Source organism: Runella limosa DSM 17973, from assembly GCF_000482465.1.
Lineage (GTDB): Bacteria > Bacteroidota > Bacteroidia > Cytophagales > Spirosomataceae > Runella > Runella limosa.
Genome location: NZ_KI519426.1, coordinates 282529 through 306087, shown reverse-complemented (window position 1 = coordinate 306087; position 23559 = coordinate 282529). Strand labels below are relative to the sequence as shown.

The window sequence follows — 23559 nt, the reverse complement described above, 5'->3', positions numbered from 1 at the left end:
GCAGCGCGAGTAAGTTTAGAAACTTCCTGTCCTTGTGCATTGGTAGCTTTGATGTAAATGTACAAGCGGCGCCAAAAATACACTATAACAAGTAACCAGTTTGGCTTAACTTTTCTTTCTAGTACATTTTTATTAAACTAAAAAATGAACCAATTGGATTGGGTCCCATACCACCTGTATAATTATGCGCAATTTTCATTTGAATTATATCCCCTGAGTTAAGATATATAAAATCAGAGCACTGAGAGGTAGAATTCATAGCCGAGGATTGGTTATTGAAAGAGTTAAGCCTAATCATGTTATTATTTTTAAAAATATAAATCGTTAAAAAGAAGTTGGTTGGGGTTGAATCAAATGTACTTGTCGTAAATGATGCCGAAAATTGATACAACCCGCTTTTATCAACTTTATATGAATTATTTGAGAAAACCCCATTCCCTAATTGAAAACTTGGGGTATTTAGATATACATTAGAAGGGCTATTAGGATAAGTACAACAATTATTATATGAACCTATAGAGCTTGAAAACCCCTCTTGAGAAACTACTTGTAACTGCTTCCACGACGTACCATCATACGTAAATAGCGCATTTTCGGGAACTTTAAATACTAGGCTACCCGAAGAACCTACTGGAAAAGTTGTTACTGAAGGAATGACAACCCCATTGGGTGTTATTTGTGATGATTGTCCAAATACTGAATTAAGTAAAACGAAGAAAAATAAAGTAAAAAAAATTCTCATTTGTGACATTTGTTAAAACTGTATAAAATCATTTATTTTAATTGCCAAATAAATTCAAAAAACCAGTGTTTTGATATTCATTTAACGAATAATTACAAATGCAAATTTATAATTATTAAATCAGTGTACAAATAAATTTTTTAACAGAAAATAAGATATACCAAAATTCACAAAACTGCCGTTTAGGTATATCTTAAATATTCTTATAAGATTCACCTTATTTATAAAAGGTAAAAGCTCCTTTACTATAATTAGCCCTAAGTTAAAAGATTTTAAAGCGCATTATTGTCAAAACTCCCAAACCTACAGTACATTTGGGCACATTCAATATTTGCCTTACAAGCATGCCCACAGTCCCTACCTACCAACCCAGCTTTATTGCTCTGGCTACTCCACTTCGGTTTGCCAAAGATCCATTGACCTTTATTCGAAGTGGATTTTCGACTTGTGGAAACACCTTTCGATTACACTTGTTTCGGGATATTGTCTTTTCTCGTGACCCTGCTTTTTTTAGGCATGTTCTCCAGCAAAACCACCGTGGATATGCCAAAGGAAGTGCTTTTACCGAATTGAGCAAGGTACTAGGGAAGGGATTACTCACAAGCGAAGGGGATTTTTGGCTGCGTCAACGACGGCTCATTCAACCCGTTTTTCACCGTGAACGAATGCTAGGGTTGTACCAAATTATGACAGAATTAACCGCTCAGTTTGTCAAAGATTTTGAAACGAACCGAAACCAATCAGCCATCGACCTCGACGAAAAAATGATGGCCATCACTGCTGACATTGCACTCAGAACCTTGTTTACCACCATTACTAACGAAGATAAAGCAACGATTTATCAGCAAATCAATCGTACCCAAGAATTTATCATTGCCAATATTCGAAAGCCTTTTCTCAAGCCTTGGATGGCAATCAACGGCGCCAATCGCCGTTTTAGAGCCGATTTGAGCTATTTTAATCGCCTCATTTTTGATATAATTGAAAAACGACGCGCTTCGGGTCAGCCGCAAGATGACCTTTTACAAATGCTTCTCGACTGTACCGACGAAGAAACGGGTCAGCAAATGAATGACCAACAAGTTCGGGATGAAGCGATTACGATGTTTGCCGCAGGGCATGAAACTTCTGCCAACGGCCTCAATTGGTTGTTGTTGGAGCTATCAAAACACCCAGAGATGGTTCAAAAAATCAGGGAAGAATGTGCCATTTTTGATACTGTCCCGACTTGGGAACAACTGTTGCAACTCACTTATACTCGTCAAGTGGTTGAAGAAGGCTTGCGGTTATTTCCGCCCGCTTGGGCTGTTGCCCGCGAAGCCACCGCTGATGATGTGATTGAAGGTTTTGAAATTCGGAAGGGCACCATTGTATTTTTACCCATGTACGAGCTTCACCGTAACCCTGAATTTTGGCACAATCCGCTTTCCTTTGATCCCTCCCATTTTACCCCAGAAAACGTCAAAAATCGCCCTAAATTTGCATACTTACCCTTTGGCGCAGGGCCACGCATTTGTATTGGTCAGCAATTTGCCCTCATCGAAATGCAACTGATTTTGGCATCCTTACTCAAGCGATTCACGTTCGTACCCGATAACACCCACAACCCCAAAATGTTTCCACTGATTACGCTCAAGCCCATGAATGGCATCAAAGTTTGGGTGAAATAAGCTCCAACTCCATCTCAAACAATCTTACCAAATGCCCTTTTAATTTCTCCGCTACTTCACTCATCATCAACTCTCGACCAAGCTCCTGCTGCAAAGAAGTGACTGCTTTGTCGCTAATACCACAGGGAATAATATTCCCAAAAAAGTTCAAATCGGTATTGACGTTAAAAGCAAAGCCGTGCATGGTCACCCAGCGGCTGCATTTGACACCCATCGCGCAAATTTTACGGGGATTTTGTCCATCTTCGTGCCCCAACCAAACTCCCGTCAAGCCGTCGATTCTCCCTGCCGAAAGTCCATAATCGGCGCACGTCAAAATGATGGCTTCTTCCAAGATTCGCATGTATTTGTGAATGTCGGTAAAGAAATTTTCCAAGTCCAAAATAGGATACCCGACGAGTTGCCCAGGCCCGTGGTACGTGATGTCTCCTCCCCTGTTTATTTTATAAAATTGCGCTCCCGCTGCGTTCAGTTGTTCGTCGTTCATCAATAAATTTTCTTGGTGACCGCTTTTACCTAATGTATATACGTGCGGGTGCTGGCAAAACAACAAATGATTCGCCGTCGTTAGCTGTTCTTCGACTGATAACTTGCGGTTTTGTGTTTTGATAGACACCGTTTCGGCAAGCAGTTTTTCTTGGTAATCCCAAGCTGCTTGGTAATCAATCATTCCTAAGTCCTCAAAACGTACTTTTTTATTTTGAATCGTATTCATGGGGCTACGTCTTTTAAACCTATAAGGTTTCATACTCGTCGATTTTTCAAACCTTATAGGTTTTCCTTTATTACATTTTTTTCAAAGAGTTGGTTCGTGACGACGAATTAGCCAATTTTGCTGCCGTTATTGTAGCCTCCATTTCATCACTAACGTAGCTCCGAATGATATTAATTGCCGACAGCGGTTCGACCAAAACGGACTGGCGAATTATCGACAACGAAAAAAATGTCCAACAGGCAAAAACCATTGGCCTCAATCCCTATTTCCAAGATTCCGATTCTATTGCCAACGAACTTCGACAAAACCTTTTGCCTTCAATCGTTGGCGAAGTAACCGAAATCTACTTTTATGGCACAGGCTGCGCGGGCGAAGAACCTTGCGCCATCGTTCGTCGAGGCTTACAGGCCGTTTTTCCAAGCGCGCACCTCATTGAAGTCGATAGCGATATGTTGGGGGCTGCCCGTGGCCTTTGTGGACACCAAGCGGGGATTGCTTGTATATTGGGAACGGGTTCCAACAATTGCTTATACGACGGCGAAAACATCGCTGACAAAATTCCTTCGTTCGGCTTTTGGCTCGGCGATGAAGGTAGCGGCGGCCATTTAGGCAAGAAAGCCGTTTTAGCCTTTTTACACAAAGAAATGCCGACCGACTTGGCCGAAAAATTTGCCAAACGTTATGGACTTACCCGCGAAATCGTATTGGAAAATGCCTACAAAAAACCGTTTCCCAACCGCTATTTCGCCAGTTTTTCCAAATTTCTTTTTGACAATCGAAACCACCCCTTTGCTTATCAATTGGTCTATGATGCCTTCGGCGAGTTTTTGGACAAGTACGTCGCCAAGCTACCCAATTACAACCAGCACAAAATTCACTTCGTGGGTTCGGTCGCTTTTTATTACAACGACATTCTACGCCGCGCCGCCGCCGACAAAGGCATGACCATCGGGCACATCATGGAAACTCCCATCGCTGGACTAACCCTTTACCACAAGGAAAAAGGATAATTTGAAAATTCATGAAGGTGATAATTTGAAAATTAAAGTTTACGAAATTAAATTTTCAAATTATCACATTTTCAAATGGCCAAATTGAACATTTTTCAAATCAACCCTTCTAATTTCGCGTATTGCAATAGCATTATTGTCTTCCCATCCCTGATTTCCCCCGTTTTTATCATATTTAGGGCTTGGTCAAACGGCAACTCCAGCACTTCTATATTTTCTTGTTCGTGTGCGGCGCCTCCTCCTTCGTTTACTTTCATGGTAGCTTCGTATTCGGCCACAAAAAAGTAAAGAATTTCGGTGACTGAGCCAGGTGACATGTAGGCTTCAAAAACCTTCCGTACCGACGAAACACGGTAACCTGTTTCTTCTTCCGTTTCTCGACGAATACAATCTTCTGCGTTATCTTTGTCCAACAGCCCCGCGCAGGCTTCAATGAGCATTCCCGTTTCGTTTCCATTGACGTAGGTAGGCATTCGGAATTGACGCGTCAAAATCACCGTTTTGTTGGTGGGATGGTACAACAAAATCACCGCGCCATTGCCACGGTCATACGCCTCTCGCGACTGCCGTTGCCATTCGCCCGACTTATTTTGGTAGTCAAACGTGATTTTTTTGAGAACGTACCAATTGTCCGAAAGCAATTTTTCCTCAATGATTTGAACGTTGGGATTCATAAAAATGATTATTTTTGATTTATTTTGATTATTTTTGAACAAATCAAAACAAAATCCATGAGTTATCAAAGCAGAAAGCAAATCATCCTTAAAATACTGGATGAAAAAGGCGACGTTGACGTCAAGGAATTGGCCCAAGTTCTTGAGACTTCGGAGATTACGGTGCGTCGTGATTTGGGAACAATGGCCGCCGATGGCCTGCTTTATCGAACCCACGGAGGGGCTATGAGGTTAAGCTTGGTCAACCAGCCAATCAGTTTTGTTCAAAAATCAGCCGTAAATGCCGAGAAGAAAGACCACATTTGTCGCATTGCAGCGGCACAAATCCAAGACGGAGACGTTATTTTTATGGATTGTGGAAGTACCGTTTTTAGGATGTGCAGCTTTATTCGGGACAAGCGCATTAAGGTCATTACCAATTCATTACCTGTTGTCCACGAACTTCTCAACAGCGCAGTTTCGGTCAATTTAATTGGTGGAGAAGTAGATCCAGAGCGACAAGCTGTCCACGGCACCATGGCTACCGAACATGTTCGACGCTACCAAGCCGATAAGGCTTTTTTAGGAGTTGGGGGAATTTCAGTTGAAAAAGGACTCAGTGCGGTCAGCGAAAAAGAAGCAGAAATGACGCTCTCGATGGCAGCCAATGCCCAAGTCACTTATTTGCTGTGTGATTCTTCAAAACTGGGAAAAGATAAATACCTAACTTTTGCTCCTTTGTCAATAATAGATGTTCTGGTTACTGATGAACAAGATTCGGAGGTCATCCAAGCATTTTCGAAGGCTGGAGTACAAATTCTGAACTAACCTCCCGAAAGTGCAAAACTTTCGGGAGGTTACTCCATTAGTCATTGATATGTCGAACTCTAAAACGAAGCAACGCCCAAAGAACCAAGTAGAGCATTCCGAGCAATACCCCAATCTCCAAGCTAAGTATGAGTGCCGTTCGGTCGGTGAGGCTTTGCCAAATGGCATTGAACAGTTCCTGCGGATTATGCAAGATGTCCCAACTGTTCCACCGACGAACTCTTCCTAAATAAATTCCAAAACCTGCCAAAGGAAAGCTAACCAGAAGTAGGATATTTCCGATGAGCTTGGAATACGTTTTTTGCCAACTGCGGTGCATCCAATACACCGAGACAAGCCCGTTGAACAAACTCACTTCGGCGTAGAAAAAAAGCATAATCATATCATGCCAAGTGAGATCGCTACCCATGTCCACCGACAAATGCACCAAGTCCGTAATCATGTAAGGTGCATTGGGGAAAAATAAAATCCAGACCACACTCCACAGCCCCACCCATACGTACCAACGATGAAAACGTTTGACAGTGATGTCCACGATAAAAGCGACGATTAGGGGAATCCAGCTCAAAAACAAATTCCAATCCATTGAAAAATCGACTGCTTCTTTGAACTGAATTCTGACCATGTGGTATGTCAAGGCCACCATACTCAACAACAAGAGCAAAAGTAGCGGATATAGCCCCTGCATGGTAATAATTGGGGGCTCAGATACCATAAAACGGTATTTCCAGAATTTATAAAGGAGACGTTTTAGCAAGACATTGAGGGTTAGTTTCACAAATAACGCTGAATTATATGCCGAAATTCAATAACCAAGTTAAAACTTTTGTGTAATTTGGCACGGCCAAACTAAAAAAAAACAAACACTCACCTAATAATAGTATGAACATCCACGAGTACCAAGGAAAAGAAATACTCAAAAAATACGGTGTCAGAGTCCAAGACGGCATCGTGGTTGATACCCCAGAACGCGCAGTAGAAGCCTACCGCACTATTGCAGAACGTACAAATTCTAAGTTTGTCGTTATTAAATCTCAAATCCACGCAGGTGGACGCGGAAAGGGTCAAATTGTTGGTAGCGAACAACGCGGCGTTCAAGTGGTAAAATCACCTGACCAAGCTCGTGAAACAGCTACTAACCTCCTCGGACACGTGTTGGTGACGCACCAAACTGGCCCAGAAGGAAAAAAAGTAAACAAGATTTTCTTGGCAGAGGATGCTTACTATCCTGGAGCTTCTGAGCCGAAAGAGTTTTACATGTCAATTCTTCTTGACCGCGCCAAAGGTTGCCCAGTTATCATGGCAAGTACTGAAGGTGGAATGGACATTGAAGAAGTGGCCGAACACTCGCCAGAAAAGATCATCAAAGAGTGGGTTGATCCCCGCGTAGGTTTGCAAGGATTCCAAGCCCGCAAAATTGCGTTTGCCTTTGGTCTTACTGGCAATGCTTTCAAAGAAATGGTAAAATTTGTTTCGGCACTTTACAGTGCGTACATCGAATCGGATGCAGCCATGTTTGAAATCAACCCTGTGTTGAAAACTTCGGATGATAAAATCTTAGCCGTTGACGCCAAAGTAAACCTTGATGACAATGCGCTCATCCGCCACGCTGACCTTGCTAACATGCGCGATACTAACGAAGAAGATCCTTTGGAAGTAGAAGCTGGAGAAAGCAACCTTAACTACGTAAAACTTGACGGAAACGTGGGTTGTATGGTAAACGGTGCTGGTTTGGCAATGGCTACCATGGATCTTATCAAATTGTCGGGTGGTGAACCTGCAAACTTCTTGGACGTAGGTGGTGGTGCTAACGCAAAAACGGTTGAAGCTGGTTTCCGTATCATCTTGAAAGACCCGAACGTAAAAGCCATCTTAATCAACATCTTTGGTGGTATCGTTCGTTGCGACCGCGTTGCAACGGGGGTTGTTGAAGCTTACAAAGCGATTGGTAACATTCCAGTACCTATCATCGTTCGTTTGCAAGGAACCAACGCCGAAGAAGGTGCTCGCATCATCAATGAATCTGGTTTGCAAGTTTTCTCGGCCATCGAATTCAAAGAAGCAGCAGCGAAAGTGACTGAAGTATTGAAATCGTTGGGTCTATAAGAGAATCCCATAACGTATTTTCATGGCAAGGCGCGACAAATGTCGCGCCTTGTTTTTTTGGGAGAAAGACGTTTTTCCACCCCAACTGTTACCTTTGCGTTTCGATTGGAGTTAGGGAAGTATGATTCATGACATTTTAAAACAGTACTGGAACTACGATTCGTTTCGTCCGCTACAAGAAGACATTATTCAAAGTATTTTGTCGGGGCGAGATACGCTCGCGTTACTCCCGACGGGCGGGGGAAAGTCGGTGTGTTTTCAAGTACCTGCGTTGGCGAAAGAGGGTGTTTGTATCGTCGTTACGCCGTTGATTGCCCTCATGAAAGACCAAGTGGAGCAGCTCAAACGGCGACGCATCATGGCAGCGGCCATTTATTCGGGGATGAATTGGCACGAAATTGACATTGTGCTTGATAACTGCATTCACGGAACGACTAAATTCTTGTATGTTTCGCCCGAACGGCTACGTACCGAGATTTTTTTGACGCGGGTCAAGCAAATGAAAATCTCGCTTTTGGCCATCGACGAAGCCCACTGTATCTCGCAATGGGGCTATGATTTTCGGCCAGCCTATTTACAAATTGCCGCCTTTCGTCAACTGTTACCTGCGGTTCCTCTTATTGCCCTTACGGCTTCCGCCACCGACCCCGTTAAGATAGATATTTGTGAAAAATTGGAAATGCGCGAACCCGCCATTTTCCAATCGACCTTTGCAAGAGCTAACTTATCCTATTCAGCATTTTTTGAAGAAAACAAAGACGCTCGGTTACTCCGTATTTTACAAAATGTACAGGGAAGTTCCATCATTTATGTCCGTAATCGTCGCCGTACCAAAGAAGTAGCCGATTGGCTCAACCGTAACGGTATTCGCGCCGATTTTTACCACGCGGGTGTTCCCAATAAACAGCGCAGCGAAAAGCAAGAAGCTTGGATTCGTAACCGTTCGCGGGTGATGGTCGCCACCAATGCTTTTGGCATGGGTATCGACAAACCCGACGTTCGCTCCGTCATTCATATTGATTTGCCCGATACCCTCGAAGCCTACTACCAAGAAGCGGGGCGAGCGGGGCGGGATGGGCAACGCGCCTATGCTGTGGCCCTCTATTCTCAGCGGGATTTGGACGAATTAGCCCGAAATGTTGACCAAAAATACCCACCTATCGACCTTCTCCGTCGTGTGTATCAGGCGCTTTCCAACTATTATAAAGTCCCCGTGGGAGGAGGCGAATTTGATACCTTTGACTTCGACTTACAAGATTTTACAGGCACGTTTGGCTTGCCCCTTTCTGAAACACACTTTGCCATAAAGCTCCTTGAGGAAGAGGGCTTGGTGCAACTTAGCGAAGCCTACAATAGCGTTTCTAAAATTCATATCACGGTCGATAATCGATCTCTGTACGAGCTACAACTCAAATACCCTCAATACGATAGTTTTATCAAACTTTTATTGCGTATGTACGGGGGCGAGCTATTTAGCCAGTTTGTACCCATTTCGGAAACCGCCATTGGCCAAAAACATTACACAATGGAAAACGATGTGGTCAAACTTCTACAAGGACTTCACGACCTTGGCATGATTGTCTATGACAAACAGCGAGTTAAGCCCCAATTTGGCTTTGCTACTCCCCGCTTCGGTGCCTCCCAGATGCCCATTAATTCTCTGGCAATTGAAGAAAAGCATCAGACCGATTTGCAACGAATTGCAGCAGTGATTAGTTACGTTCAACAAAAAAACCGTTGTCGAACGCAATTACTTCAAAACTATTTTGGCGAGGCCACCGACACCGACTGTGGGATTTGCGATAATTGTTTGGCCAAAAAGAAAAAAACTGCTTCTCCCGCCGAACACGCCCCCATTCGAGCTGAAATGCTACGTTTGTTAAAACTTAGTCCCTTGAGTCCTCAACAACTGGTAGCCGCCTTTGGATTAAAAAACGAACAAATTGCTATTGCAACCCTGCGGGAACTATTGGAGGACGAAGTCGTTTTGTATGAAAGTGAAGGAAGAATACGACTAAAGGAGTAATGAAGCTTCAAAAAACAATAAGACAACGCATACTAACACAATGAACATAGGCGACAAAGTCAGATTAATTCATTCCAAAGAAGAGGGTATCGTTACCCGAATTTTACCTAACAACGTCATCGAAATCGAAATCGAAGACGGTTTCCGTTTGCCCGTTTTAAAGCGTGAATTGGCCGTAGTTTCAGCAGCTGAAGCACAGGCATTTCGTACGGTAAAACCACAGCCAACGCCCGATAAAGCCACCGATAGCCGCCCCACAGGCATTCGTGCCGAAAAAGGGATTTTTATGGCCTTTGTTCCGCTCAATGACCGCGAAATTGTTCTCCATCTCGTCAATAATACCGACTGGGATTTGCCTTATTCGCTCGCTACTCCCACCGAACGCCATCAACGTGGTATTTCGGGGGGCTACCTCAAGGCCAAAAGCGCTATTAAAGTCCACGAATTACTGATCAAAGATTTTGAAGACTGGGGCACGTTTGTATTTCATTGCCTCTATTTTACCGTTGGGTTTTCTCCCGAAAGGGCTCCGCTTACGAAGCGTATTAAGTTTAGGGCCAATACTTTTTTTAAGAACAAACGCAAAGCACCAATCCTTGAAAAGGACGCGTACCTTTTTCAACTCGACGCCGACGAAAAGCTAGACCAGCCGCTCAATGCGCAAGTGTTGAAAGAGAAAATGATGGAGAAAAACGAGCCTGAACCTGCTGCTTCTCAACCTATTGAACGCCCTTCGTCGGTGGTTGATTTGCACATTGAAAAACTAACGCGCGATTTTTTGGCGTTGAGCAATAACGAGATGATTGCGATTCAATTAAAGACCTTTGAGCAACAACTCGAAAAAGCCATCGCAAGTGGCATGGACGAAATTACGTTTATTCATGGCGTTGGGAACGGAGTTTTGCGTACTGAACTTCACCGCCGAATGAGCAAGCACAAAAACGTAAAGTTTTACGAGGATGCCCAAAAGGAAAAGTTTGGCTATGGAGCCACTAAGGTAAAAATCAAGTAAGGCATCAGCATCTTCCCGAAAGTTTTGAACTTTCGGGAAGGTATAACGCGCTTTCGGGAAGATGAAACTCTAGTTCCGTAAAAAGCCCAAAATAATCATTCCTATTGCACTGATGGCCAAGCCCAACGACTCACGGGCAAGCTCAATGTTGATAGAACGCATGGCCATTTCTCCCCAAAATACACCTTCATACTTCGGTGGCCACTGCTGAAAAGCCGCTAAAAAATAAGCTCCCGCCAAAATAAAAAACACGTACCTGTTGGGGGCTTTCCCAAAAAATATACTCAAACTAGCTGCGACGGCAATACCATAAATCGGCATCCACAGCTCAGGATCGGGGTCGTTGTACTGCACCACCACGAAATACAAAAACATAATCGCCAAAAACAGCGAAACAACTTTCTTTAGGCTCATTTTATTGGTTAGGTTAAACGTAAAATACACTGATTTTTGGCCAAAAATAGCTAATTTGCCCATTCAACAACACTTCATAAAATCCAATGAAAAACCTTTCTACTCTTTCCCTCATCCTGATTTCTGTCAGTATTTGGGCACAAAAACCCTATTATCCCGAACCAAAATGGCCCGAACAAGACACCGCTAACAAATTTTACACCGTCAAAGGAGAACGTCATGGCGTGAGTTTTTTCAAAAAACATTACTTCAAAGACGTCCAATATACCCCCACCGACAAACTCGCGTTTGACGTCTATCACTCACCCGATGTGATGTATCATTGGTACCGTAAATGGGCCGAACAATACCCCAATCTCGTTGATTTATACGAAGTTGCGAAAAGCTACGAAGGGCGTCCGATTCTTCAAATGACCCTCACTAATAAAAAGACAGGCAAGCATACCGACAAGCCCGCTGCTTACTTTGAAGCTGGCCGTCACAGCGGCGAAGTGACCAGTAGCGAGGCGATTTTGTGGCTGACCAAGCACTTGCTTGATAATTATGGCAAAGACGCCGCCATTACCAAACTGATTGACACCAAAACCATTTATTTACGCCCCGAAAATAATCCTGATGGCTCAACCATGTATTTGTTTTCGGCGCAACGCAACCGCAGCACAGTTCATCCCAAAGATGATGACCGCGACGGTTTGCTCGACGAAGACCCCGAAGAAGACCTCGATGGCGACGGCGTGATTTATCAAATTCGTAAAAAAGCCGTTACTAAAGCCGAAAAAGAAAAAGCTGACTTTATCCTAGACCCCCGCGACCCGCGCTTGATGAAACGGGTACAGGAAGGCAAAGGAGAATGGTTGGTTTATACCGAAGGCATTGACAATGACGGTGATGGCAAGTACAACGAAGACGGGATTGGCGGCCTCGACAACCACCGCAACTACCCCGAAAACTGGCGGCCCGACCAAGGCGGTGACCTCACAGGACGCGGCTACACGCAAGGTGGCGCAGGAGAGTATCCATTGAGCGAAATCGAAACCCGCTCTACGGTGCTGTGGTTACTCCAACATCCCAATATTTCGGTCGTCAACTCGATGGATACGCGTGTGCCCATGCACTTACGCCCACCGTCAACGTCCAAAAGTGAAGAAAGTATGTTTCCTGCTGACCTTGCTATTTACAAGCACATGGACAGCCTCGGGCTATCGCACACCAACTATCCGTGGGCGGGCGATGTGTATTATACTTACGCCACGCGCAGCAAAACCGACCGTGTCACGGGTGATCCTTCCAAGCCTCAGCCGCTGTTTGGCCACGGCCCCGACTTTGGGTATTTTTATTACGGTTCAATCTGGTATGGTGATGAACTTTGGAACGGTGGCGCCATGAAAGATTACGACAAAGATGGCCAATACGACGAATACGACGGCTTAATGTGGGACGATGAAGCCAATAAGAAAAACGGTTTTAAACCTTGGACGAAACTAGCTCACCCTGTGTTAGGTGAGGTTGAAATTGGTGGTTTTCATCCCAAGTTTTTTGCCCAAAATGGCCCTGCTTGGAACTTAGAAACGTGGATTTCAAAGCAATCGCTCTTCAACTTAGGCATGGCACTGGAGCTTCCACAGGTAGAGTTCAAAGACGTTTCAGTGAAAGCCCTTCCTAACAAAGAGTACGAAATTAGGGTAAAATGGAGTAACACTGGAAAACTTCCCGTGGCATTGGAACAGGCCAAACGCGTCAAAATCGTTCAAGAAGACCGTCTTACCCTCGACATTGACAAGAACTTATTGAAAGGTTTTGAAGAAGCAAAAGTGGTGATTACGCAGCCAACCTTGTTTGATAAAACCATTTTTGCGGGTTATACGGCTCCTAACGAAACCAAAGAAGGCATTTTCCGCGTAAAACTCAACCAAACGGGAAGTGTTAAAGCCAAAGTTAAGCTGCTTTCAACGCGAGGAGGTTATCAAGAGAAAGAAATTGTGATTGGACAATAATCACTGTCCTCGTAGAGTAAAGGCGATATTCCAAGATAAGTGCTGTAGATAACTCCCCCTGGGAATGCTTCTACAGCATTTTTTATTACCTTTGCTTTGTAATTCGCTAAAATAAGTATGAATCGTAAAAGTTGTCTTTCTCCTCCAATTGTTTAATTTTTCCTTCTACAATAGAAGACTTCAATTAAACAGTATTATTAAACAAACTTGTTCCTAAAAGGGACAAGGCAGATAACTTTTTATGAAAAAATCATATTTATTACTACACACAGCGGTAGTATTTGCTGGATTTACGGGTATTTTCGGCAAGCTCATCTCCTTAAATGAAGGGCTATTAACTTGGTATAGAGTTTTATTTTCTACTATTTTTCTCTTCATTATACTTAAGCTATTCAAGATTAACACACGAATAAGCTTAAAAGAAAAATTAAACATTGCCAAAGTTGGGTTACTTATCACTACCCACTGGTTATTTTTTTATGCAAGTATTAAGTATTCAAATATCTCTGTTGGAGTCGTTTGTTATAGTTTAACAAGTTTTTTTACAGCGCTTTTTAAACCTCTAATTGAAAAGAAACGCTTTGTACTTTCTGAGATGTTGTTAAGTGGAATAACATTACTGGGTATTAGTTTACTATTTCACCTTGACCATTCTTATCAATTAGGAATTGTATTAGGTACAATCTCTTCATCTTTTGCTGCACTTTATACCATTTATAATGAGCGATTGGTAAGTAATTATGACAGTAAACTCATCAATTATTTCCAAATGTTTGGGGGAACAATTGGGCTAGGCATTTTACTTCCTGTTTATTTACATTTTTCGCCTACCACAAATATTATCCCTACCCCAAAAGACACCCTTTATCTGTTATTATTATCTTTTTTTGTACGGTTGGTTTATATGTTTCATTTGCTGAAGTATTAAAAAAAATACCTGCATTTACGGTTAATTTAACATTTAATCTTGAACCCATTTATTCTATTATCATCGCATTTCTCTTCTTTGGAGAAGGAAAACAAGTAAATATCTCTTTTTATATTGGGTTATTTTTTGTCATGCTTTCAGTTGTTTTACAAACCCTAATTTCAGTAAAACAAGCAAAGTAATTTACCTATCTTAGGTTAATTACTTCCCAAGTTTGACCTAAACTTGGGAAGTTTAAAATGCCATTTCAATCCTTCTGTGGCTTAATCGTTTTCATTTGAATTATATCTACTAAAAAAGCAAATGCCATCGAGAAATAGATATAACCTTTGGGTATTTCAAAATGAAAACCTTCGGCTAACAATGCCACACCAATCATCATTAAAAAGCATAGGGCAAGTATCTTGAAGGAAGGGTGTTTTCTAATAAAATCACTAATAGGTTTTGAAGCCACCAGCATGATTACCACTGTAACAATCACTGCGGTGTACATTACCCAAAGTTCTTGAACCATCCCAACGGCCGTGATGATAGAGTCGATAGAAAACACCAAATCCAACACTATCACCTCCGCAAGTAGCTGATTGAATGTACTTTTTTTAGAAGTGACAGCTGCGTCATTTTTATTAGCTTCTGTTTTATGGTAAATCTCTTTGGTACTTTTATAAAGAAGAAACAAACCTCCCCCAATCAAAATCAGCCCTTTCCCTGAAAAAGGAATATCTAACAGGGTGAATAAGGTTTGGTCTAATTTTAAAATCCAAGAAATAAAGGCCAACAAACAAAGCCGCATTACCATGGCCAGCGAAATCCCCCAAAACCTGAGTTTATTCCTCTGATTTTCTGGCAATTTATCCGCCAAAATGGATATAAAAATGATATTATCAATACCCAGAATAACCTCAAGGGCAATGAGCGAAACCAAAGGAATTAGTATGTCAATCATCTTGATAATTGTTAATGAATGGTATGGTTTAAAAACAGTTTATTTTCCGATGCCCAATCGACTAAGGATAAAGGCGTAGTTGAAAGCTTCGTCTTTGAGGTAGTCAAAACGCCCCGTCGAACCACCGTGGCCTGAGTCCATGTTGGTTTTGAGAAGGACTACATTTTGGTCAGTTTTAAGGGTACGAATTTTGGCGACCCATTTGGCAGGTTCGTGAAAGCCAACTTGCGAGTCATTTAAACCACCCGTAGCCAAAATGTTCGGGCAATTCCCCTTTTTAAGGTTATCGTAAGGTGAGTACGTCATGATATAGTCATAGTCAGCTTTTACGTTGGGGTTGCCCCATTGTTCGTATTCTTGGGTCGTCAGCGGGAGATTGGGGTCAAGCATGGTATTAATCACATCGACAAAAGGCACTTCCGCCACCACTACTTTAAACAAATCGGGACGTAGGTTGGTCACAGCCCCCACCAACAAGCCCCCCGCACTTCCACCGTTGATGGCCAATTTTTCTGGAGACGTGTATTTTTCTTTAACGAGGTGCTCGGCGCAGGCAATGAAATCGGTAAAGGTGTTCATTTTCTTCTGCAATTTTCCGTCTTCGTACCACTGTTCGCCCAAGTCAGACCCACCACGAATTTGCGCAATGACATAGACAAAACCACGGTTGACCAAGCTAAAGATATTGGCATTAAAACCCGCATCTGACGAATACCCGTACGACCCATACGAATACAAGAGGCTCGGATTCGTACCGTCGAGCGTGATTCCTTTTTTATGCACTACAGCCATCGGTACTTTAACACCATCTTTGGCAGTGGCCCAAAGCCGCTTTACCTCATAGTCGTCGGGATTAAAACCGCTCGGTACTTCACGCTCTTTGAGTTTTGTGCTGCTATTGGTCAGCATATCGTAATCGTAGGTCGTGGTGGGGCGGTTGAGCGAAGTGTAAGCGTAACGGAATTTCGTCGAAGTAAAATCAGGCGTACCCATCGGATAGGCGGTATAGACAGGTTCGGGAAACGAAATCGTTTTGCTATTCCCCGTTGTCAATTCTCTAACCTGCATCTCGAGCAACCCATTGATACGTTTGGTGATAATCATATACTTTTCAAAAATATCTATCCCTTCGATTTTTGCTTTGGGGTCATGTGCAACAATCTCTTTCCAAGTACTGCGATTTTCGTATCCCTCTTTGGGCAATTCGTATATTTTTTGGTTTTTGTTTTGCGGGTCTTTCCACGACACATAATAGTGAGCGGGGTGGTCGGTAATGTTGTATTCAACATCTTTTTGACGCGGTAAAAACAGCGTAAACTTTCCATTGGGCTGGTCAGCGGGCAGGATTCGGGTATCGCTGCTGGTGAAGCTTCCCGATTGAATCGCAATGATGCGTTTGGTTTTTGAACGACCTACATAACAGTTAAATAGCTCGTCTTTTTCTTCATATACCAATTCGTCTTTGGCTTTGCTTCCGACTACATGTTTATAAATTTTGTGCGAACGAAGGGCTGCATTAGGCACCGAATAAAACACCGTTTGGTTATCAGCCGCCCACGCAAGGCTACCTCCCATGCGACTGATGACGTCGGGTAACTCTTTGCCCGTTTGTAAATCCCGAAAACGCAGCTCAAACTCAGCATAAGAACCTGTGGTGTTGCTGACATAAGCAGCGATGTTGTTGTTATCGCTTACTTCATAGCCTCCCATGATGAAAGCCCCTTTTCCTTCGGCCATTTTGTTTTCATCAAAAATGACTTCTTCGGCGGCGTCAAGGCTGCCTTTTTTGCGGCAATGAACGCTGTATTGTTGGCCTTTCCCAACGCGAGAATAGTAGTAATACCCATTATCGAACGACGGCACCGACTGATCTTCTTCTTTGATTCGGCCCTTCATTTCGTCAAAAAGCGTTTTTTGAAGCGCTTTGGTCGAAGCCATCACCGTATCAGCATAGGCATTTTCGGCTTTTATATAGGCAATTGTTTCAGGGTTGGTTTTATCCTTTAACCAATAATAATCGTCCACGCGCTGATAGCCATGGTTGGTAAAAGTTTGGGGCTTTTTGGCAGCAACGGGAGCGGCAGGATATTCGGCTTGGGTGAGGACTTTTGTTTGTTCGGGAGTGGTTTTGCACGCTCCCAAAGCCAAACACACCACTAGGGTGCTGGGAATGAGGTTTTTCATCGAAAATGGTTTTAGAATTTGGGGGTAATTTACGCAATGAAACCGCTATTTCCCAACGAAAAAAATAAGAACAATCTCTTCCATTCATCTATAAAATAGGGTAATTAGTCTGCACATTGTAGTAAAATAAAAAGACTGAATAAGATATTACTCAGAAAACTCATCTTAAAATCTTACATTTAGGGATGTTTTTACCAAGAGCCATCACCTTTATTATTCTCTGTTTGCTGTGGGTTTCGTGCGTTGAAGTCTATGAGGTAAACTATCATTTCAATTCGGATGTCATCACAGTTGATGGATTTGTAACCAATGGATACGGTCTGACTGTCACCTTAAAAACAGCCCGTTCAGAAAAAGCCACCTATTATTCAGTCCCGCTGCGAAATTGTGAGGTCGAAGTCAGGGTAGGCGATGGTTCGGTTGTAAAACTAGCCGAATACGAAAGTGGCGTGTATATGGCCCCAGCTACTTTTAATGGCCAAGTCGGTCAAACCTACCAATTACATTTCCGAACCCCCACAGGAAAAGTATATGAGTCAGAAAAAGAGCAGCTGAGGGCTTCCCCTGAAATTGATAAAATCTACCATAAATACAACCGTGACGGCATCCTGGACCGCACAGGTAAACGAGTTGCTTTTTCTTCGTTAGATGTTTACGTTGATTTTAAAGACCCCGCCAATGAGCGCAACTTCTATTTGTGGCGCTGGACAGACTACGAAGAGCAAGGCTTATGTGCTACTTGCGAAGGCGGAAAACTGGACTCAAAAACTTTTATATGTACTCCTGAGCGTAACAGTCGGACGATATACGACTATCGATGTGATGCACCTTGTTGGGAGATTTTTTACAGTAATGAAATTACCGTCTTTTCGGATATTTATTCCAATGGTCGTAAGGTGGAAGCCCAACAAGTTGCCAAAATTCCGTTCTATTCTATGGGTGGTGGATTTGCCAATCGGGCAGCGCTGGTCGAAATCCAGCAGTTATCCATTTCTCCTAATGCCTACGAATATTACAAACTCCTGCGAGACCAAGCCCAGAATACTGGTAATCTGACCGATACACCGCCCTCTGCCATTATCGGCAACGTCAGAAACATAGATGACAGCACCGAAGAAGTAGTTGGCTATTTCGGGACAGCGGGGGTCTCGAAATCCCGTCATTTTATTGACAAACGCCCTTATTCTAACGCCTACAAGTACCTTATGCTTGGCCGAGAGCCTTCTCTTGAGCCAGATTCCCCTCCTATGCCTCCTTTGTTTGAGTCCAGGCCGCCCTTGGCACCTTGTGTTAAAAGTAATACCCGAACCCCAACTCGCCCCGAAGGATGGCTTTTGTAAAAATGAAAATAAGGCTACTTTTTTTTCTCTGGCTAACAGCTGGAATAGGGATAGCTGGGGCGCAACAACGCGTCAAACAAGCCCCCACCCGGCCATTTGAACTGAGTGGTATCGTTCGGGACTCACTGACGGGTGAGTTTATCAACAACGCCGCCATTCGCATCAATTTTGATAAATCGGGCCTTTATACCGATTCCACAGGCACCTTCACTATCATGCTTAGTGAAGCCGACTACACCTTAGTTATCAGCCGATTAGGATACCGACCGCACCGCCTAAAATTTAGGCTCGACCAAAACATTCACTTAGATGTAAAACTTCTCAACGTGGCAAAAGAGCTTGAAGAAGTTGTTATTTCTACCCAAGCCGTGGACGAAAATGTGGCTCGCCCACTGCTGGGAGTGACACAGTTGAACATTAAAACCATCAGGCGCCTCCCCGCCATTTTGGGGGAAGTCGATGTCCTACGAAGTTTGCAAATGCTACCTGGGGTCACTTCGGTGGGGGAAGCCTCCAACGGCGTCAATATCAGGGGAGGGGCCGTTGATCAAAACCTTATTCTACTCGACGACGCCCCTATTTTTAACCCCACCCACTTGTTTGGCTTGTTCTCCGTTTTTCCGCCCGATGCCGTTTCGAGCATGGAATTGTACAAAGGCACTTCTCCCGCTCGGTTTGGTGGACGTGCAGCGGCGGTGCTTGATATTTCAATGGCCAATCCATCATTGGACAAATTTAAACTCCAAGGCGGCATTAGTTTCGTCGCGAACCGATTGACCGCCGAAATCCCGTTGGTCAAAGAAAAAGTAGGTTTGTTGATAACAGGGCGCGGGGCATTCAATGATTTCGCATTTCAGTGGGGTCCTCAAAAATTAAAAAACATTCGGGCAAGTTTTGGGGATGCCGCCGCTAAATTGTTCTGGAGAATCAATGATAAAAACACGTTTTCACTGTCCAATTATTACAGCACCGACTTCTTCCAAACCGACCTATTGGGCGGAATAAACAACATCAACTCTGTTTCTACCCAATACGATTACAACACCCTTAATTTCACCGCCCGTTGGTTTCATGCTTTCAACGACCGACTCAACGTGCAAACCACCGCCGTTTTTAGCCAATATCGACCCACCATCCTTTTGCCCGAACTCAACAGCGACAATAAAGTAACGATTGGCTCCGAAATCCTTCAGCGACAGGCCAAAACCAATTTTAACTATACCCCAAACAAAGCCCATAAAATAGAATTTGGGGCAAACATGACCCATTATCAGTTACAGCCTGGCACACTAAATCCTGGCGCCAACGACCGCGTGAACCCGCTGCGCGTCCCCAACGAATATGGGCTAGAATTGGCATTACACGCGGAAGATGAAATCTCAATAAACCCCAAAACAACTGTTTCGGTAGGACTGCGTTATTCGTATTTTATGGCTTTAGGCCCCGCCGCTGTGCGTTCGTACGCCGACGGTAGCCCTAAATCCGAAGCCAGCATCATCGACTCCACTTTTTACGGAAGCGGCAAACCCCTCCAAACCTACGGAGGTTTTGAGCCACGAGTGGGGCTGCGTTATACCATCGACGAGCTGTCGTCGGTAAAGTTAGGGTACAACCTCATGCGTCAGTATTTACAAGTAGTTTCCAATACCACCACTCCCCTTCCCACTTCGCGTTGGAAAATGAGTGATGCCCACATTCGACCGCAAGTGAGTCAGTTGTGGACAGTTGGTTATTTCAAAAACCTCAAAAACAACATTTACGAGTTTTCGGTAGAAGCTTATTACCGCGCCACCCAAAACGTACTAGACTTTAAACCAGGAGCCGATTTTTTGTTGCAAAATTACATCGAAACCCAAGTATTACAGGGACGTAGTAAATCGTACGGGTTAGAATTAATGCTTACCAAGAAAAAAGGCGAAATGACGGGTTGGGTCAATTACACTTACTCAAGGGTATTTAATTTGGTGGACGAAGGCCCTCGCTTTAACGAACGAATCAACGACGGCAAATGGTATCCTGCCAACTTCGACCGTCCACACAACGTGAACATGTCGTTCAATTTCAGTGAGAACAAATACCACAGCCTCTCGTTGACTTTCACCTACGGTACAGGTCGCCCTTACACCATCCCCAACGGCTTTGTGAGTTTCCAAGGGAAAGCCTATCCTTACTATGCCGAACGTAACCAAGGCCGTATCAAAGACTACCACCGACTTGATTTTTCTTGGCAAATCAACAATCCGACGCTCAAGGACAAACGTTGGATTGGCAGTTGGATTTTCACCGTTTATAACCTCTACGGTCGTAAAAATCAGTACTCGGTATTTTTGAAGACCCAAGGAACTGCCTATACCGCCTACCAGCTGCAGATTTTTGCCTCTCCAATTGTATCTTTGGCATACAATTTCAAGTTTATGTAAAAATCAGATACTCACTTATCAATCAACAACCAATGGCCATTGATTATTCAATAAAAGACGGGGTAGCAATGATTGTGTGGAACATGACAAGCTCACCCATGAACGTCCTCAACGACGACTCTGTCCCTGCTTTCGGAGAAGCCCTAGAAAAAGCCTTCTCTGATGCTGACGTAAAAGGAATCGTCATTACATCCTCCAAGCCCGAGTTTGTGGCAGGAGCTGACCTAAAAATGATTTTGCGCAACCAAGGAGGCGACCCTGCCGAAATGCTCAAAATCTCCGCAGGACTTAACGAACTTTTTCGGCGCATCGAAACCAACGGAAAACCCGTCGTCGCTGCCATCAATGGCACAGCACTTGGCGGTGGCTTGGAAATCTGCCTAGCCTGCCATTACCGAGTCGCCCTCAATAATCCCAAATCCAAACTAGGGCTTCCCGAAGTAAAGGTTGGGCTACTCCCTGGTGCGGGTGGTACGCAACGATTGCCGCGCATGATTGGAATGCAGGCCGCTTTACCGTTGATTTTGGAAGGAAAAGAACTCTCCCCCAAAGATGGCTTAGGAATGGGAATTGTCGATGCCGTAGCCGAAACCCGCGAAGAGATGCTCGAAAAGGCGTTTTCGTGGATTGCAGCCAATCCCAAGCCACTCAAACCTTGGGACGAAATCAATAAAAAAACGGGTAAAATTCAGGCCAAAGACAACTATAAAGTGCCTAATGGCGCGGTTTTAAGCCCCGTCGGAATGCAAACTTTCACAGTGGGTACGGCGATGATGATGGACAAGTCGAAAGGTAATTATCCTTCGACGCAGCACATCATGTCGTGTGTTTACGAAGGACTGTTGGTCAACATCGACCGAGGTATTGCCATAGAAGCCCGTCATTTTGTCAAAGTGGCCACTTCCAAAGAAGCGGGCAACCTGATTCGCACCATGTTCTTGGGTTTAAATGAAGCCAATAAAGGTGCAAGTCGCCCCAAAGACATTCCCAAAACCGACGTGAAAAAATTGGGTGTTTTGGGGGCGGGTATGATGGGTGCGGGCATCGCCTACGTAAGTGCGCTAGCGGGCATCGAAGTCATTTTAAAAGATGTCAGCCAAGAAGCGGCTGAAAAAGGCAAGGACTACGCGCGTGGCTTGTTAAAAAAAGCGGTAGAACGCGGCAAATTCGACGCATTGAAAGCCGAAGGCGTATTAGACTTAATCAAACCGACAGCCAACGCCGATGACTTGGCGGGTAGTGAATTAATCATCGAAGCCGTCTTTGAAAACCGCGAGCTAAAAGCCACCGTTACCCAAGAAGCCGAACCTCAATTAGCAGAAAACGGCGTATTTGCCTCCAATACATCCACCTTGCCCATCACGGGCCTTGCCAAAGCCTCGGCGAATCCTTCAAATTTTATTGGCATACACTTCTTTTCTCCCGTCGATAAAATGATGTTGGTGGAATTGATTATTGGCAAAGAGACTTCTGACTACGCCCTAGCGGTAGCAATAGATTATACCCGTAAAATCAAAAAAACGCCGATTGTTGTCAACGACTCGCGGGGCTTTTATACGTCGCGCTGTTTTGGCACTTACACTTCCGAAGGAATGGAACTCCTCAAAGATGGCGTAAACCCTGTTTTGATTGAAAATGCAGGCAAACTGGCAGGAATGCCCGTTGGGCCGTTGGCAGTCTCAGACGAAGTGGCACTTGATTTGGTATATAAAATCGCAGGACAAGCCGTAAAAGACGGGGTACTGGCCGAAACTGATACTAGCTACCAAATTGGGAAACAATTTACTGAAATGGGGCGCTTAGGTAAAAAAGCCAAAGCAGGGTTCTACGAATACCCCGAAGGCGGTCAAAAACACCTATGGGAAGGTTTGGCGGAATTATTCCCCGCCAATGCCCAACAGCCTACATTGGAAGAAGTAAAAACCCGTTTGTTGTACCGTCAGGCGATAGAAACGGTGCGGTGTTTTGAAGAAGGTGTGATACGAACGCGCCTTGACGCCGATTTGGGATCGATTCTCGGCTGGGGTTTCCCTCCGTACGCGGGCGGCACACTGTCTTTTGTTGACTACGTGGGTATTTCCACCTTCGTATCCGAATGCGATCGTCTTGCCGAAACTTACGGGGAGCGCTTCCGCCCCACCCCCAAATTACGAGCAATGGCGGCAGCGGGCGAAGGCTTTGTTGAAAAAAAGTAAATATTTTTTATTTTTTTTCAACACTTATCTTTCTGAAAAGCAGCGTGTTTAGCTCAAAAACGCAGGTTTGACAAAAAATATTTTCAAAAAAAATCAAAAAAAGGCTTGACAAAGGGGTGAAATACCCCTACCTTTGCATTCCCAAACAACGGGAGATAAGTAAAAAAAACAACACGGTTGCGTAGCTCAATTGGATAGAGCATCTGACTACGGATCAGAAGGTTTGGGGTTCGAATCCCTACGTGACCACTAAAAGCCCTCAAATTTCGCTAATTTGAGGGCTTTTTCTTGCCCAAAATTTGCTTACGTACGGCCAAGTTACCCTTGCTGTTGTCAATTTATTCCCAATATTTACTATCTTAATAATCTTCCAAAT

The 23559-nt window shown here is 43.9% G+C and carries 18 protein-coding genes, 1 tRNA gene and 1 pseudogene; 13 read left to right on the top strand and 7 right to left on the bottom strand.

Features of this window, described 5'->3' with window-relative positions; all coding sequences use genetic code 11:
* Positions 1-118 precede the first annotated feature (118 nt).
* Complete coding sequence (locus K339_RS34865; RefSeq protein WP_037301905.1) at positions 119-742, bottom strand: hypothetical protein; 624 nt, start codon at positions 740-742, stop codon at positions 119-121.
* 344 nt (positions 743-1086) lie between these two features.
* Here K339_RS34865 and K339_RS0126060 point away from each other — a divergent pair, with 344 nt between their 5' ends.
* Complete coding sequence (locus K339_RS0126060) at positions 1087-2412, top strand: cytochrome P450 (protein ID WP_028526232.1); 1326 nt, start codon at positions 1087-1089, stop codon at positions 2410-2412.
* On the opposite strand, the gene lipB is transcribed toward K339_RS0126060, so the two are convergent.
* Positions 2393-3127 (bottom strand): lipoyl(octanoyl) transferase LipB, encoded by a 735-nt coding sequence (lipB, locus tag K339_RS0126055; RefSeq protein ID WP_028526231.1) that lies wholly within the window; start codon positions 3125-3127, stop codon positions 2393-2395. The genes K339_RS0126060 and lipB overlap by 20 nt on opposite strands.
* Before the next feature lie 164 nt (positions 3128-3291).
* Here lipB and K339_RS0126050 point away from each other — a divergent pair, with 164 nt between their 5' ends.
* Complete coding sequence (locus tag K339_RS0126050) at positions 3292-4137, top strand: N-acetylglucosamine kinase (RefSeq protein ID WP_028526230.1); 846 nt, start codon at positions 3292-3294, stop codon at positions 4135-4137.
* 95 nt (positions 4138-4232) lie between these two features.
* Here the strand turns inward: K339_RS0126050 and nudK are convergent, their stop codons facing one another.
* On the bottom strand, positions 4233-4811 hold the full coding sequence (gene nudK, locus K339_RS0126045; RefSeq protein WP_028526229.1) for a GDP-mannose pyrophosphatase NudK: 579 nt from the start codon (positions 4809-4811) through the stop codon (positions 4233-4235).
* Positions 4812-4868: 57 nt separating this feature from the next.
* Between nudK and K339_RS0126040 the strand changes: the two genes are divergently transcribed.
* Positions 4869-5618, top strand: a complete 750-nt coding sequence (locus K339_RS0126040) for a DeoR/GlpR family DNA-binding transcription regulator (protein ID WP_028526228.1) — start codon at positions 4869-4871, stop codon at positions 5616-5618.
* A 37-nt stretch (positions 5619-5655) separates the two neighbouring features.
* Here K339_RS0126040 and K339_RS0126035 read toward each other — a convergent pair whose 3' ends face one another.
* Positions 5656-6375: a DUF1361 domain-containing protein gene (locus K339_RS0126035; protein WP_028526227.1), complete on the bottom strand. Its 720-nt coding sequence runs from the start codon at positions 6373-6375 to the stop codon at positions 5656-5658.
* Positions 6376-6500: 125 nt separating this feature from the next.
* On the opposite strand from K339_RS0126035, the gene sucC reads away from it, so the two are divergent.
* The 3 genes from sucC to K339_RS0126020 all read left to right on the top strand — a co-directional run bounded on the left by sucC (position 6501) and on the right by K339_RS0126020 (position 10762).
* Positions 6501-7724 (top strand): ADP-forming succinate--CoA ligase subunit beta, encoded by a 1224-nt coding sequence (gene sucC, locus K339_RS0126030; RefSeq protein WP_028526226.1) that lies wholly within the window; start codon positions 6501-6503, stop codon positions 7722-7724.
* Positions 7725-7845: 121 nt separating this feature from the next.
* Positions 7846-9750 (top strand): RecQ family ATP-dependent DNA helicase, encoded by a 1905-nt coding sequence (locus K339_RS0126025; protein ID WP_028526225.1) that lies wholly within the window; start codon positions 7846-7848, stop codon positions 9748-9750.
* Positions 9751-9790: 40 nt separating this feature from the next.
* Positions 9791-10762 carry a Smr/MutS family protein gene (locus K339_RS0126020; RefSeq protein WP_028526224.1) on the top strand — a complete coding sequence of 324 codons (972 nt, stop codon included), beginning with the start codon at positions 9791-9793 and terminating at the stop codon, positions 10760-10762.
* 69 nt (positions 10763-10831) lie between these two features.
* Here the strand turns inward: K339_RS0126020 and K339_RS0126015 are convergent, their stop codons facing one another.
* Positions 10832-11176: a transmembrane 220 family protein gene (locus K339_RS0126015; RefSeq protein ID WP_028526223.1), complete on the bottom strand. Its 345-nt coding sequence runs from the start codon at positions 11174-11176 to the stop codon at positions 10832-10834.
* A gap of 86 nt (positions 11177-11262) precedes the next feature.
* Between K339_RS0126015 and K339_RS0126010 the strand changes: the two genes are divergently transcribed.
* The 3 genes and pseudogenes from K339_RS0126010 to K339_RS38140 form a co-directional block, all read left to right on the top strand.
* The gene (locus K339_RS0126010; protein WP_028526222.1) at positions 11263-13170 is read left to right on the top strand and encodes a M14 family metallopeptidase; all 1908 of its coding nucleotides are present in this window, start codon (positions 11263-11265) and stop codon (positions 13168-13170) included.
* A gap of 241 nt (positions 13171-13411) precedes the next feature.
* Complete coding sequence (locus tag K339_RS34860) at positions 13412-14098, top strand: DMT family transporter (RefSeq protein ID WP_229598816.1); 687 nt, start codon at positions 13412-13414, stop codon at positions 14096-14098.
* A pseudogene (locus K339_RS38140) lies at positions 14041-14280 on the top strand (EamA family transporter); the annotation flags it as partial. The gene K339_RS34860 and the pseudogene K339_RS38140, both read left to right, overlap by 58 nt.
* Before the next feature lie 65 nt (positions 14281-14345).
* Here K339_RS38140 and K339_RS0126000 read toward each other — a convergent pair.
* Together K339_RS0126000 and K339_RS0125995 are read right to left on the bottom strand one after the other, a co-directional pair.
* Positions 14346-15044, bottom strand: a complete 699-nt coding sequence (locus K339_RS0126000) for a TerC family protein (RefSeq protein WP_028526221.1) — start codon at positions 15042-15044, stop codon at positions 14346-14348.
* 39 nt (positions 15045-15083) lie between these two features.
* Positions 15084-17228 carry a S9 family peptidase gene (locus tag K339_RS0125995; protein WP_028526220.1) on the bottom strand — a complete coding sequence of 715 codons (2145 nt, stop codon included), beginning with the start codon at positions 17226-17228 and terminating at the stop codon, positions 15084-15086.
* Between the two features lie 185 nt (positions 17229-17413).
* Between K339_RS0125995 and K339_RS0125990 the strand changes: the two genes are divergently transcribed.
* The 4 genes from K339_RS0125990 (at position 17414) to K339_RS0125970 (ending at position 23432) form a co-directional block, all read left to right on the top strand.
* A complete protein-coding gene (locus K339_RS0125990; protein WP_028526219.1) occupies positions 17414-18568 on the top strand; it encodes a DUF4249 domain-containing protein in 1155 nt (384 codons plus the stop codon).
* Between the two features lie 2 nt (positions 18569-18570).
* The gene (locus tag K339_RS0125985) at positions 18571-20988 is read left to right on the top strand and encodes a TonB-dependent receptor (RefSeq protein ID WP_028526218.1); all 2418 of its coding nucleotides are present in this window, start codon (positions 18571-18573) and stop codon (positions 20986-20988) included.
* A gap of 32 nt (positions 20989-21020) precedes the next feature.
* Complete coding sequence (locus K339_RS0125980) at positions 21021-23183, top strand: 3-hydroxyacyl-CoA dehydrogenase NAD-binding domain-containing protein (RefSeq protein WP_028526217.1); 2163 nt, start codon at positions 21021-21023, stop codon at positions 23181-23183.
* A 175-nt stretch (positions 23184-23358) separates the two neighbouring features.
* Positions 23359-23432: transfer RNA gene (locus tag K339_RS0125970), tRNA-Arg, on the top strand.
* Positions 23433-23559: the final 127 nt, after the last annotated feature.

Coding starts and splice junctions, on each gene's coding strand:
- K339_RS34865 (WP_037301905.1), bottom strand. CDS start 742: ATGAGAATTTTTTTTACTTTATTTTTCTTCGTTTTACTTAATTCAGTA.
- K339_RS0126060 (WP_028526232.1), top strand. CDS start 1,087: ATGCCCACAGTCCCTACCTACCAACCCAGCTTTATTGCTCTGGCTACT.
- lipB (WP_028526231.1), bottom strand. CDS start 3,127: ATGAATACGATTCAAAATAAAAAAGTACGTTTTGAGGACTTAGGAATG.
- K339_RS0126050 (WP_028526230.1), top strand. CDS start 3,292: ATGATATTAATTGCCGACAGCGGTTCGACCAAAACGGACTGGCGAATT.
- nudK (WP_028526229.1), bottom strand. CDS start 4,811: ATGAATCCCAACGTTCAAATCATTGAGGAAAAATTGCTTTCGGACAAT.
- K339_RS0126040 (WP_028526228.1), top strand. CDS start 4,869: ATGAGTTATCAAAGCAGAAAGCAAATCATCCTTAAAATACTGGATGAA.
- sucC (WP_028526226.1), top strand. CDS start 6,501: ATGAACATCCACGAGTACCAAGGAAAAGAAATACTCAAAAAATACGGT.
- K339_RS0126025 (WP_028526225.1), top strand. CDS start 7,846: ATGATTCATGACATTTTAAAACAGTACTGGAACTACGATTCGTTTCGT.
- K339_RS0126020 (WP_028526224.1), top strand. CDS start 9,791: ATGAACATAGGCGACAAAGTCAGATTAATTCATTCCAAAGAAGAGGGT.
- K339_RS0126015 (WP_028526223.1), bottom strand. CDS start 11,176: ATGAGCCTAAAGAAAGTTGTTTCGCTGTTTTTGGCGATTATGTTTTTG.
- K339_RS0126010 (WP_028526222.1), top strand. CDS start 11,263: ATGAAAAACCTTTCTACTCTTTCCCTCATCCTGATTTCTGTCAGTATT.
- K339_RS34860 (WP_229598816.1), top strand. CDS start 13,412: ATGAAAAAATCATATTTATTACTACACACAGCGGTAGTATTTGCTGGA.
- K339_RS0126000 (WP_028526221.1), bottom strand. CDS start 15,044: ATGATTGACATACTAATTCCTTTGGTTTCGCTCATTGCCCTTGAGGTT.
- K339_RS0125995 (WP_028526220.1), bottom strand. CDS start 17,228: ATGAAAAACCTCATTCCCAGCACCCTAGTGGTGTGTTTGGCTTTGGGA.
- K339_RS0125990 (WP_028526219.1), top strand. CDS start 17,414: ATGTTTTTACCAAGAGCCATCACCTTTATTATTCTCTGTTTGCTGTGG.
- K339_RS0125985 (WP_028526218.1), top strand. CDS start 18,571: ATGAAAATAAGGCTACTTTTTTTTCTCTGGCTAACAGCTGGAATAGGG.
- K339_RS0125980 (WP_028526217.1), top strand. CDS start 21,021: ATGGCCATTGATTATTCAATAAAAGACGGGGTAGCAATGATTGTGTGG.